The 12,147-nt window shown below is 44.7% G+C and carries 9 protein-coding genes; 5 read left to right on the top strand and 4 right to left on the bottom strand.

Translation table 11 applies throughout. From position 1 onward, the window contains the following. Positions 1 to 44 precede the first annotated feature (44 nt). From LDO37_RS10005 to nagE, 4 genes are all read left to right on the top strand, one after another. Complete coding sequence (locus LDO37_RS10005) at positions 45 to 2,105, top strand: beta-propeller fold lactonase family protein (protein WP_224055108.1); 2,061 nt, start codon at positions 45 to 47, stop codon at positions 2,103 to 2,105. Positions 2,106 to 2,186: 81 nt separating this feature from the next. Next, positions 2,187 to 2,432: a hypothetical protein gene (locus LDO37_RS10000; RefSeq protein ID WP_126607290.1), complete on the top strand. Its 246-nt coding sequence runs from the start codon at positions 2,187 to 2,189 to the stop codon at positions 2,430 to 2,432. Positions 2,433 to 2,444: 12 nt separating this feature from the next. Further along, positions 2,445 to 4,082, top strand: coding sequence for a methyl-accepting chemotaxis protein (locus LDO37_RS09995; RefSeq protein ID WP_126607291.1), 1,638 nt, complete (start codon positions 2,445 to 2,447; stop codon positions 4,080 to 4,082). A gap of 379 nt (positions 4,083 to 4,461) precedes the next feature. Continuing rightward, positions 4,462 to 5,913 carry an N-acetylglucosamine-specific PTS transporter subunit IIBC gene (gene nagE / locus LDO37_RS09990; protein ID WP_126607292.1) on the top strand — a complete coding sequence of 484 codons (1,452 nt, stop codon included), beginning with the start codon at positions 4,462 to 4,464 and terminating at the stop codon, positions 5,911 to 5,913. A gap of 177 nt (positions 5,914 to 6,090) precedes the next feature. Here nagE and LDO37_RS09985 read toward each other — a convergent pair whose 3' ends face one another. Then, positions 6,091 to 6,897, bottom strand: coding sequence for an alpha/beta hydrolase (locus LDO37_RS09985; protein ID WP_126607293.1), 807 nt, complete (start codon positions 6,895 to 6,897; stop codon positions 6,091 to 6,093). A gap of 259 nt (positions 6,898 to 7,156) precedes the next feature. Here LDO37_RS09985 and LDO37_RS09980 point away from each other — a divergent pair, with 259 nt between their 5' ends. Continuing rightward, entirely contained in the window at positions 7,157 to 8,776 is a 1,620-nt protein-coding gene (locus LDO37_RS09980; RefSeq protein WP_185829769.1) for a winged helix-turn-helix domain-containing protein, read from the top strand. Positions 8,777 to 8,817: 41 nt separating this feature from the next. Here the strand turns inward: LDO37_RS09980 and LDO37_RS09975 are convergent, their stop codons facing one another. Genes LDO37_RS09975 through LDO37_RS09965 form a run of 3 tightly spaced genes read right to left on the bottom strand, consistent with a single transcriptional unit; the run spans position 8,818 to position 12,109 of the window. Further along, entirely contained in the window at positions 8,818 to 9,531 is a 714-nt protein-coding gene (locus LDO37_RS09975) for a glutamine amidotransferase-related protein (protein WP_185829770.1), read from the bottom strand. A gap of 11 nt (positions 9,532 to 9,542) precedes the next feature. Further along, positions 9,543 to 10,718: an iron-containing alcohol dehydrogenase gene (locus tag LDO37_RS09970; protein ID WP_126607296.1), complete on the bottom strand. Its 1,176-nt coding sequence runs from the start codon at positions 10,716 to 10,718 to the stop codon at positions 9,543 to 9,545. Then, positions 10,718 to 12,109 (bottom strand): aldehyde dehydrogenase family protein, encoded by a 1,392-nt coding sequence (locus LDO37_RS09965; protein ID WP_126607297.1) that lies wholly within the window; start codon positions 12,107 to 12,109, stop codon positions 10,718 to 10,720. The genes LDO37_RS09970 and LDO37_RS09965 overlap by 1 nt, the downstream gene beginning before the upstream one ends. Positions 12,110 to 12,147 lie beyond the last annotated feature (38 nt).

The raw sequence follows: 12,147 nt of genomic DNA, 5'->3' as shown, positions 1-12,147 counted from the left end.
TTTAGGTAGAACATGAACAGAAAAATTAAAATAGGCTAGGTATTATGGGAATTGCATATCACAGTTATATCGGCACAACAGTCGATCAGTTGCCGGAGCTGCCGTGTTCATCTGCTGGACACCTTTCGCTTAACACGCCTGTCGGTAGTTGCGTAGACCGTTTTGGTCGGATCTGGTTAGCCGATACCGCGCACAATCGCGTCCTTGTGTTTGATTCAGAAATGGATCAAATTCTCGCCAGCTTTGGGACTGTAGGTAAAGGCCCACAGCAATTTAACATGCCATTTAGGCTGTTATCACACCCCGAAAAGAATTGGGTATACGTTACAGACATTGGAAACTTCCGTGTCCATATTCTTGAATACAATGAAGAACTCGATATTCAATCCATCAAAGTATTTGGTGATGAACCCGAGGTGGACTTAAAGGGGCCGAATGGCATTGTTGTCCATGAAGGCAAAGTCTGTGTAGCTGATGAATTTTATGAGGGACCAGATAGCCAGTCTCGTCTTGTGGTTTTTAGCGAAGATGGCAACTTTGAATACACGATCGATGAAATTACCCCAGAAAACGGAGGAGATCCCTTTCATTTACTCTGGCCTCAAGGGTTAAGCTTGGATAAGCAGGGTAATATCTATATTGCCAATACAGGGTTTGCAACCGTCGTACGCTGTGATTGGCAAGGCAAAGGCATTGTTTTTAGTGAGCGCGGAAAATGCTACATCGATGGTCTAGATTTATCTCGTGGCGTTTCAGTCATTCAGAATCGCGTATTGATTCCCGGTGGGGGACCAAACGTCATTTCAATATATAATCTCGATGGTCAATTTATGGGGCAGCTGGACGGATTTTTCGCACCCGTTCAGATCACCGAATCGACTGAACCTCAAACCATGCTGATTACCGAACCATTCCTTGCGTCTCTCCAAAAACACAAAGTCAATCTTGCCACTTTAAAAGGAGGAAAAACGCGGGCAACAAAAGTCCTAAAGTCTGTTGGTGATGAACGAGACAATCCTGGACAACTTCACTTTGTAACTTCTGTTGTTGGAGACGTGACATCCGCGCAAAGCGGCGGGCAAACAGGAGACGCACCTGCGATTCAAAACTGGTTAGAACATCAGCTTTCGATACAAGATCAAGTGCTTAAAGCCATGCAGCCTGCTGGTATTCCATCATGGTTAAGTATTGCGTTGTCTGCTCAAACTGAATGGGTTCAGCGTTGGCAGCAAACCATGATCCGAATTTTCTTAAACGATAAATTTGATGATCCAGAGGATTTGCTCTGGATGGTTGACGCAGGAAATTACCAACTTCAAGCCACTGAAGATGGAAAGAGCAATTCCGCGAGACCCATAAGCTTACCCATGTTGCCGGGCTCGCTTGGCATCGCTGCATTAACACCTAGCACGCCGTTACCAGGTCAATTGGATCCAGAAGTGCCACTGCTTGTAGTCAGCAATTACCTAAGTGGAATTGTCACCGTGTTGCAATATAACGACGTAATAGGTGAATTGGTTCCTTATACCGTCTTTGGTGGATTAGGCGCTGGCCCTGAGCAGTTAAATAAACCTCAAGGTATCGCCGTTGATCCAACGAACAACGACATTCTGATTGCGGATTCTGGCAATAATCGAATTTGCCGTTGGCGTTTATCGGAAACCGGTGCGGCTGGTTTAGTGCATACCTATGGGCAGCTTGGGGATGAGCATGGAGAATTCCATACGCCATCTGACATCACTGTCGATGCAAACGGAATCAGCTTTATAACGGATCAGAATAACAACCGAATCGAAGTATACGATCAGAGTGGAAAGTGGGTGCGTAGCTTCGGTAAAGAAGGGTATGGAACGAAAAACGATAACTTCTTGCTTCCTACCAGTATTGACCACGAAAACGGATACCTGTTTGTTTCCGATCTCGTGAACCGAGCAATAAAAATCTTCAAGTGTTCTGGAGAGTATGTCGAATCATTCAGTGGTTTTGGAGCCGATAGAGAAAAAGGTCAACTATGGCTGCCTTACTTGCTCCATGTGAAAAATAGCAAAGTCTATTTACCCGATTGCGCACTGAATAGAGTTAATGTTTATAAATTTGATAATTAACGTCACCCGTATACCGCTATGACTGGACCATGGGTTGGATATACACAGTGAACCGTACAAAAACAACGTCAGGGGTTAGCTATGAATAGTGTTTTTAAACGTGCGCAGGGAAAAAAACTGTCGCATAAAAAGTTACAAGACGCTCATGGTGTCTGCCAAAAATCGGAAGAAAGCTCTCGTCAAATTTTGCAGCAGTTTCAAACAGTCATTCAGTCTTTTGAAGACAATGCAAAAGATGAAAAAAAATGCAGAGATGCACTGCGTCAGCTGTATGAGAGCCATGAGTCTTGCTACGCCAGTGAGAATGTCACTGGTCCGCATGAGTAACGAGGAGACACTATGAACTTTTCTCTAAAAAACGCACCCATAAGTATGCGTGCATGGATGATTTTGGTTCTGTTTGCTGTTGGGTTAATCGCAAATTCGCTGTTGGATGCGTCAGCAACGAAAAAGCATATGCGCGCAAACTACGAGCGCGGTGTTCAGCAAATAGTCGAAGGGGCGGTAGGCGTTCTTAACTATTACCATGCACAAAGCTTGAATGGCTCAATGTCGACAGAAGAAGCGCAGAGGTTGTCGTTAGAGTCGATATCCGCAATGCGATTTGATAACGGAAACTACATATTTGTTGCAGACAAAGATGGCATCCAGTTGGCGTCTGGGCTGAAGCGATTGCTTGGTACCAATATCCTTCCACTGAAAGATGGGAATGGCAAACTGTTCGTAGAAGAGCTCTATTCGACAGGTAAGCAAGGAGGCGGATTTGTCGATTACATGTGGAAAACATCACCAGATGCGACAGAGCTTTCTCCAAAAACCAGCTATGCCGACTACTTCCACGAGTGGGGGTGGATGATTGGTACTGGTATCAACATGAGCTCACTTGAGCGAGATATTCAGCAGTCGCAAATCATATCCATGACTAATGCCGGTATGATTCTGATTGTACTATCGGCGTTAATTGCATATTTCGTGAAGACCATTACCACCCCAATCAATAAAACCGTTGCTGCAATGCGCGATTTATCTAGTGGTGAAGGTGACTTAACGCAACGTTTGAAAGAAGAGGGCAGTCAAGAGCTTATTGAGCTTGCACAGTACTTTAACCGCTTTGTTGGCTCAATTCAGGAGATCATGAGAAGTGTGAGTGATGCGGGCACCCAGTTGGCAGCTTCTGCCAATCAGCTTTCTTCGTCAGTTTCGTCGGTTGATGTCAATCTCAATCAACAGCAAAGTGATACTTCTCAGCTCGCAGGCGCGATGAGTGAAATGCTAACAGCTGTGGAAGAAGTGGCTGGGCGTACTGTAGATGCTTCAGATTACAGCGTAAAGGCGGCTAAGCAAACAGAGCAAAGCTTGGTAATTATTCAACGTAACATACGTGAATCTCAGCTATTAGCGGAAGACATCGGGGAAGCCAGTCAGGTCATATCTCAGCTTGCCACTGACAGCCGAAATGTTGATACCGTTCTTGAAGTGATAAGGGGTATCGCGGAGCAAACAAACTTACTCGCACTGAACGCGGCAATAGAGGCAGCGCGTGCAGGTGAAGCTGGGCGAGGTTTCGCCGTGGTCGCTGATGAAGTGAGAACGCTCTCCTTACGAACTCAAGAATCCACGATTGAAATTCAAACCATCATCGAGAAATTGCAAGAAGGAGCAGAACAGGCGGTCGGTGTGATGAGTAAAGGGGCGAAAAAAGCAACCAATACCTCTGAGATTTCTTCTTCCGCAGGCGATGCGCTGAATGAAATTGCGCAAGAAGTTCATGCAATTCAAGGCATGAATCAGCAAATATCCGCAGCTACAGAAGAGCAAACCGTTACGGTAAACAGCATTAACCAAAATGTGTCCAGTTTGAATGATGGCTCTAATTCATTAGCCAGCGAATCAACACAAATGGCAGCGGCAAGTGAAGAGTTAAGCCAAGTCTCTGAAGACATGATGAGGATGATCAATCGGTTTAAGTTGGCTTAATACTATTCTCTAGCTCAGGCTATTAGCTTAAACACTTTAATATTTCAGCATGACGCCAAAGTTCATACCTTTGGCGTTTTTACATCTGGCTTTCTTACTTAAGGGTTCAAAGAATCAATTTGAATTCGCAAATGAAATTACATGCTGCGAAATATCTATATCTGAGTGGTATTTATAATACTGTTAATATGATTTTAACTGGATGTTAAACCTGTATATTATACTTTTAGTAGATAAAAATATCAATAAAAACCCTATGGCTAGAGTTGTTTTTATTGATAATAGTGACACTAGGCACAATAGTGATGAGTTTTTTTGCGTCGTAAAATTACGTTTGTAAAATCCGCCAAAGATTTTGAAATACTTCTTGAGGATTTAAATGAGCGTATTAGGTTATATGCAGAAAGTTGGTAAGGCACTTATGGTGCCGGTAGCGACTTTGCCAGCAGCAGCAATTTTGATGGGTGTAGGTTACTGGTTAGACCCAGTTGGTTGGGGCAGCGAAAGCGTACTTGCTGCTTTTCTGATAAAGTCTGGTAGTGCCATCATCGGCAATATGGCCGTAATATTCGCCGTAGGTGTGGCATTTGGTTTATCAAAAGACAAAGATGGCTCCGCTGCTCTGTCTGGTTATGTTATGTGGCTTGTCGTCACAACACTCCTTTCTATGGAATCGCTTGCGCAGCTTCAAGGCATTTCTGCTGACGATGTCAACATGGCATTTGACAATGTAGATAATCAGTTTGTGGGTATAATCGTTGGTATTATTTCAGCTGAAATATACAACCGATTCTCGCACGTAGAATTGCCTAAGTTCCTAGCGTTCTTTAGTGGTAAGCGTTTGGTTCCTATCCTAACGTCCATCGCCGGTATGATTCTGTCGTTTATCCTAATGACGGTATGGCCTGTTGTTTTTTCTGGGCTACTTTCTCTTGGTACTGCACTGCAAGATCTCGGTCCTTTAGGAGCTGGCTTGTTCGGTTTCCTAAACCGTCTTTTCCTTTCAGTTGGTATGCACCACGCGTTGTACCCAGTATTTTGGTTTGACGTAGTTGGCATCAATGATATTCCTAACTTCCTAGGTGGTGCTCAGTCTATTGCAAATGGTACGGCGACTCCCGGTGTAACAGGCATGTATCAAGCGGGTTTCTTCCCTATCATGATGTTTGGTCTACCTGCAGCAGCGTTGGCGATTTACCACAGTGCAGATAAGAAAAACAAAGGCAAAGTATTCTCTGTTATGTTGGCGGCAGGTGCTGCTTCTTTCTTCACAGGTATTACCGAACCGCTTGAATTCTCATTCATGTTCCTTGCACCTGTACTGTTTTTGATTCACGCTGTCCTAACGGGTATCAGTTTGTTCATCGCAGCATCAATGGAGTGGATGGCCGGATTCGGTTTCTCCGCTGGTCTTGTCGACTTCGTTCTTAGTAGCCAAAACCCTCTAGCAACCCAATGGTACATGCTGATCCCTCAGGGCTTAGTCTTTGGTTTGCTTTACTACGTGCTATTTAGAGTCGCTATCGCTAAGTTCAACCTTAAGACGCTTGGCCGTGGTGAAGAAATGGCTGAAGAAGGTGCAGAGAACATCGATCAGTTGGCGGCTAAATACATTGCAGAGCTAGGTGGTAAAGAAAACCTAGTAACAATCGACAACTGTATTACACGCCTACGTCTTGAAGTGAAGAGCACAGAAAATATCAACGACGAAGCATTGAAAGCACTAGGTGCCGCTGGTGTGGTTAAACTGGGTAAAACATCTATCCAAGTTATCGTTGGTGTTGGTAAGGTTGATAAAGTTGCCGCGGCAATGAAAAACCTAAACGCATAAGAATTTTGTTCGGCTAGAGTTCCCCCTAAGTTACTTGAATTACGATTAGTCACCGTTTGCCGGACAAAACCTTTTTAAAACCGAGCGTGCTTTACGCTCGGTTTTTTTCTTTTACTTTTATCCTCGTTTTACTTTTAGCTCCGCACTCACATTACGTTCGTAATAAATTAGCTCCGATTATTTTTGACTTGGGTATAGAACAATCGAATTCAATATTCGAGCGAGTCCTTCGCTGTCTGTAAGCATGGGGAGATGCCCTGTCTGCATGGCGTATACACTTTTGATTTGTGCGTTTTTGGCTATCTTCAGCTGAGATTCCAGTGAAATGATTTTGTCGTTACTAGCGAAGACGTAATGCTTCTTGATGCGTTCCATATTAGAAGGTTCAAATGCCACCTTTTCTTCTGCTATATGTGCGGGCTCAGAAAGGGAAAGGCGTTGGAGTATGTTCTTTTGCTTTTCGTTCGCGTCCTGTGCGAAGGTTTCTGCAAACTTGGCGCTATCTCCGATGACCATTCGGTGGCTTGTTTCGTTGTAGCGAACGCCTTCAAAATAATTTGCTTCGTCTTGTTTACTCAACGAACCGAATGCCGTTTCCCCCTGTTGGGGAGCTACTGCCGTTACGTAGGTGATGGATTGGAATTGATTAGAGGGGCATAACCCCACGGCTTGGTTGACGATTGCGCCCCCTTGGCTATGTGCAGCAAAATGAATGTTACCCTCCAGTGCTTTGATTTCCCTACACAATGATTTTGCAGATGAACTGAGTGTGATGATTTCGGCATTTTCCGATTCCATTCGTCCTGGTAGATCCAATAAAACTGGTTGGATATTAGAAGATAAGGAACCCGATACCTGTTTCCAAGATTCGGCATTGAAGTGAGCTCCATGCACAAAAACCAAGTTCTCCGTTGCGAATACTTTGGTTGTAAAAGTGGCTGCTGAGAACAATAATCCAGTGCATATAAAAACCGTCTTTTTCATTTTAAACTCCTTGTGTTATGTGATTTTCAAGGTGCATTGCCTAGGCTTCTTGTTCAATTAAAATGACTAAAAATGATATCAATTCAAAAGCAAGAGATTACAAAAGATGTCAAATTCAGATTTATCTTCTTCAAATTAAGGTGCATTGATCGTCAATTAGAGTGATCAGCTTATTCGTTGATTCTTGATTGAAAGAACAGTTCGCTCGCGATAGTCTTCTTACCTTCTGAGCTATTCGATGAAATATAGAAAGGGATTTATGATTCAGTTTGGGGAATACAGATTTGATGCTGAGAAAGAGTGCCTAATACTTAATGATGAACCCGTCGCTGTTCGCAATAAAGTCCACCAACTTCTCTGCTATTTTCTTGAAAACCCTGAACGTATTATCTCTAAAGAAGAGCTCTTAGCTGCGCTTTGGACCAATGGAGATTATCGAGAGCGCTCCTTATCTCAGAGCGTGTTGGAGCTGAGAAAGCTGTTGGGTGATTCGGCTTCTAGCCCCAGGTTTATTCGAACTATTCCTAATCAAGGCTATAAATGGATTGCTCCCATTACACAAGTGGATGAACAACCGTCACACTGGCGAAGAAACAGCTTTGCCGCACTGTCCTGTGTACTCCTAATACTTGTGACGCTACTTTGGGTGTTCAACCAAGAGGGCTCGATGGATTTCTCTGACAGAAAAATCAGAGTAGCGGTGTTGCCCTTTGAAAATGCCACCCAACTTGATTCCTATCATTGGATTGAATATGGCTTAAGCGACATGCTTGCCACTGATCTTATGCTTTATCCAGATGTTCAGGTTTACCCACCTAACCAATTCAAAGCAAAGAGTAACGCTCTTAAAGACTGGCGAAGTAATGATTTTTCTTCTGCCAGCGTAAATGTAGCGATCTTTGCTTCCGTATCGTTAAAGCAGGGAAGGCAGATAATTTCCTATACCATTTTGGACGAGCAGTTAAATCAAACATCTGGCGAAATAGAAAAACAAGACTTGGCGCTTAGCATGCCGAGCATAGCGTCTAGCATTGTGCACTTGCTGCGCCCAGCAAAGAACGTTGATGCGTTACCCGAATATGAGTTTGAAGTGAATGCGATGCACGAGTATGCGAAAGGGCAACACGCGTTAAGTCAGCGAGGGTGTAAACTTGCTCAGCACTATTTCGCTGCCTCATATACGATTGATTTGTCTCACGAATGGAGTGTGCTTCAATACGCAATTTGCCAATTGGAACTCGGGAATAGAGAAGAAGCACAAATAAACCTGCGGTCTTTGTTAGAGAGTTCACCCGATCCCATTGTTGTCGCAATGTCGCATTTATGGTTAGCGGAAATGTGGATGAGAAAAGGTGAGCTAGATAAAGCGGAGATGCATTTATCCCAAAGTCATTATTCCGAAGTGATAGGTGCCAACTACTTTTGGTTGGAGCAAGGCAATGAAATCGAATACTACTTGGGTTATTTGTTAAATCGGCAGCGTCTTGAGCGCTCTCCGTTAGGTTCTGATGCAATCCCGAGCGTAGGAGTACCGCCTTGGCACACGTCAGTAGCGGGAGCGGAGTTAACGGTAAGCAACCATACAAATCAAACCAGTTTCCCTCAAAAGATGATGGCATTGCTTCGCTTTAGTCGAAGTCAAAACCTAGAGACCAAGGTACGTATCACTGCTTTGGAAGAAGCATTGGCGATCAATGAAATGGTCGGATCGCGCCGCGCAGAGACGAGTATTCTTCTCGATTTGATTTACTGGAAGATACAATCTGGCCAACATGCTGACGCCAAAGAACTAACCACTATGCTAGAAGTTGATAGCGAGGATTTCTTAGTTCAGTCGGAGCTGACTAGTTTACAATCTTTTCTAAAAAATACTCTTTAATCTGATAGCGTACCTCTCCGGTATTCTTCGCCAAAATTTTCTCACTTGGGGCGGGCATACTTAATGAAATTCAACATCCACTGAGTCACCAACAAGCCGTCTGTGGGCAGTTTTAAGGACGCTAAACCTTTGTCTTGAACAGGCTTTGGAATCGCGTCTTTTCGTACCTCTATTAAGGCTTTTGAATAGGGCGCGCAAAATTCGGGATGTGCCTGAATCCCTAGTGAACTTTTCCCCACCACCATAATGGACACAGGGCAGAAATCGTTTCCCGCGACCACCTGACCATCGTCTGGCATTGATATAACTTGATCTTGGTGGCTAACCAGTAGGTTTACCGTGTCTTGGTATGGGAGCATCCAAGGGTAGGGGGCGACAATTTTAGCAATTGCCGTACCGACTCCCCAGCCAACATCGGCCCTGTCAACTTGTCCTCCCAGCGCTTTAGCCAATAATTGATGACCAAAACATATACCAATGAAAGGTATATGATTCTGGTGGATCTGACGAACCAGATTCTCTAGCTCTTGGATCCATTGATCGCTATCCATGACACCAGATTTACTACCGGAAGTAATATAGGCATCACATTCGGAAACATCGTCAGGAAATTCGGAATGATTGACCCAATAGAACCGAAGCTCAAGTGTTTCATCTACAGCATGCAGAAGTCGTGTAAACATATCTTTATAGCTGCCATGATCTGGCTCTAACTTAGGATTGACGTCATCACAGATCAGTATACCGATTTTCATAGTCATCACCGCTACGAGGTTGGTTGATTCATGGGTTGACCCGTTAGAGCGTGCATAAACAGATTCGAATACTCTTCAGCGTTGAATAAAATCGGATTTCCACCTGCCGCAGCATCAAGAACGGCGAGCTCGCCAATTCGCTTTGCGTCGCTTCCGTCTAGCCCTATTTCCGCTAAAGTGTGTGGGATGTTTAGCGTTTTACGCATTCCCAAAACCCACTCAAGTACGGCATCGAAGCTGGGGGATTGGAGAGAAAGCGATCTTGCGAGCACCAACATTTTATCTTCAATTTTGTCGCGATTGGCTTCCAAAACGTAGGGCATCAGAATGGCATTTAGCAGTCCGTGATGTTTATCGTATAGCCCGCCTAGGGTATGCGCTAAGGCATGCATTGCCCCTAACCCTTTTTGAAACGCCGTCGCTCCCATGCTTGAGGCGACGAGGAGTTGAGTTCTCGCTTCGATGTCCGTTCCGTCTAGATACGCTCGATACAAGTAGTGCTTTACGAGTTTTATTGACTCAACCGCGATGCCATCAGCCATTGGGTGATAACCGGGAGCGCAATAAGCTTCTATGCTGTGCGAGAGCGCATCCATACCTGTCGCGGCAGTAATATGATTTGGTAGCCCTACAGTAACGTTGGGATCGAGCAACACTTGCACTGGCATCATTTTCGGGTGAAAGATGATTTTTTTTACGTGAGTTTGAGAGTCGGTAATCACAGATGCTCTGCCCACTTCAGACCCTGTACCCGCCGTGGTAGGAATCGCTATAACTGGGACTATTTTGCTTTCATCGGCTTGCATCCAATTGTCACCGACATCCTCAAAGCACCACAGTGGAAGACTTTGTTTGGTGCAAAGTGCGATAGCTTTGGCTGCGTCTAGGCTAGAACCACCTCCAAACGCAACAATGCCATCGTGTTTTCCGTTATTGAAAGCCTCAATTCCACGATTGACATTGGAATCGGTTGGGTTGCCTTGAATATCGGCAAATAAACCCACTGATACACCGTGTGATTGGCAATTTGATATCGCATTTCTCACGATGTCTAAATCCGCTAAGAATGGATCGGTGACCAACAAGGGAGACGACATGTTAAGGCGTTTACAGTGTTCGGCCAGTGAGTCCAAGCAGCCTTCTCCGACGCTAATTGCGGTTGGATAGTTCCAGTTTGCATGTGTCATTATTTCTCTCCCAAGGATTTAATGTGGAAAGATTTCGGTCTCGTTAGCATTTCAAAACCGATTGGAGATAAGGTGCACCCTCGACCGGAATTTTTAACACCTGTCCATGCCAACTGAGGGTCAAGGTAGTCACAGCGATTGACAAAAAAAGTGCCAGTTTGAACGCTTTCACCGAGTCGGCTCGCTGTTTCTTCATCAGTAGAAAAAATGGAAGCGGTCAGCCCAAAGTCACTGTCGTTCATCAATTGAATGGCTTCTTCATCGCTGCTTACCGATTGAATACCAACAACGGGTCCAAAGGATTCTTCTGTCATAACACTCATGGAGTGGTCGACATTGGATAAAATCTGGGGGGCGAGATAGGGGGTGCCTTCCTGACTTGTGGAGAACAGAGATTCATCAATGTGTGGGGTCGCCCCTTTAGCTAAAGCATCATTAATTTGTTCTCGCACAAAATCGGCAGCCGCCGTGCGCACCATTGGACCAAGTGTTGTATCCGAATGATTGGGATCACCGAGCTGATAGGACTTGGTCAAAGTAACAGCTTTTTCAACGAATGAATCGTGAACCGATTCATGAACATAGATTCGCTCGATACCGCAACAAGATTGACCAGAATTAAAGAACGCACCATCTACCAGCGATTCAGCCGCGTGGTCTAGGTTGGCGTCAGCTCTTACATACGCAGGGTCTTTGCCACCTAGTTCTAATCCGACACCAATGAACCGACCTGCGGCATTGCGTTCCACCATTTCGCCACCAGCAACAGAACCCGTGAACGCGACGTAATGAATACTAGGGTTTTGAATGAGTTTTTCAGTGGAAGCATGGTCTGTATGTAAATATTGAAAAGTGCCAATAGGTATACCAGTCCCTTTAAACGCCTCCACTAACCGTTCTGAGCACAAAGGGGTTTGAGCAGAATGTTTCAAGATCACGGTATTCCCAGCAAGCAAGGCGGGAATCACAGCGTTGATGGCTGTTAAATACGGATAATTCCATGGTGCGATGATCAAAACGTTTCCAACTGGGACACGCTTGATGTATCGAGTGAACCCTTTTTTCTCTGGTAGCGTGATGGTTTCAAGGGCTTTGTCGGATTGCTCGATCATTGAGAGCGCACGCTCTTCAACGCCCATGATCTCGCCTTGCGTGTAAGAAATGGGTCTGCCCATCATCATGGTAATTTCTTCAGCAAGGACCGCTTTGTTTGCAACAAAATTTTCGATGGCTTGTTTGCAAATCGCTTTTCTTGCCTTTAGAGGTGTTGCCTGCCATTCCTTTTGGGCTTTGTTGGCTTTATCAATGGCAAGCGCGATGTCTTCTTCGCATGCTAATGTGCGTGTGACGCAGATATTGCCATTGATCGGCGATAGGGTTTTCTGTTCCATGTTTTCCTATACCTTCTTTTGTGTTCGCTCTTTTCAAT

Source organism: Vibrio penaeicida (assembly GCF_019977755.1).
Classification (GTDB): domain Bacteria; phylum Pseudomonadota; class Gammaproteobacteria; order Enterobacterales; family Vibrionaceae; genus Vibrio; species Vibrio penaeicida.
Note: the sequence above shows the minus strand (reverse complement) of the source record. Positions and strands in the feature narration are given on the sequence as shown.

Excerpts from the sequence above, each read along its gene's own strand:
- LDO37_RS09975 (WP_185829770.1), bottom strand. The coding sequence starts at position 9,531 with ATGAAAATCGGTATACTGATCTGTGATGACGTCAATCCTAAGTTAGAG.
- nagE (WP_126607292.1), top strand. The coding sequence starts at position 4,462 with ATGAGCGTATTAGGTTATATGCAGAAAGTTGGTAAGGCACTTATGGTG.
- LDO37_RS09985 (WP_126607293.1), bottom strand. The coding sequence starts at position 6,897 with ATGAAAAAGACGGTTTTTATATGCACTGGATTATTGTTCTCAGCAGCC.
- LDO37_RS10000 (WP_126607290.1), top strand. The coding sequence starts at position 2,187 with ATGAATAGTGTTTTTAAACGTGCGCAGGGAAAAAAACTGTCGCATAAA.
- LDO37_RS09970 (WP_126607296.1), bottom strand. The coding sequence starts at position 10,718 with ATGACACATGCAAACTGGAACTATCCAACCGCAATTAGCGTCGGAGAA.
- LDO37_RS09980 (WP_185829769.1), top strand. The coding sequence starts at position 7,157 with ATGATTCAGTTTGGGGAATACAGATTTGATGCTGAGAAAGAGTGCCTA.
- LDO37_RS10005 (WP_224055108.1), top strand. The coding sequence starts at position 45 with ATGGGAATTGCATATCACAGTTATATCGGCACAACAGTCGATCAGTTG.
- LDO37_RS09995 (WP_126607291.1), top strand. The coding sequence starts at position 2,445 with ATGAACTTTTCTCTAAAAAACGCACCCATAAGTATGCGTGCATGGATG.
- LDO37_RS09965 (WP_126607297.1), bottom strand. The coding sequence starts at position 12,109 with ATGGAACAGAAAACCCTATCGCCGATCAATGGCAATATCTGCGTCACA.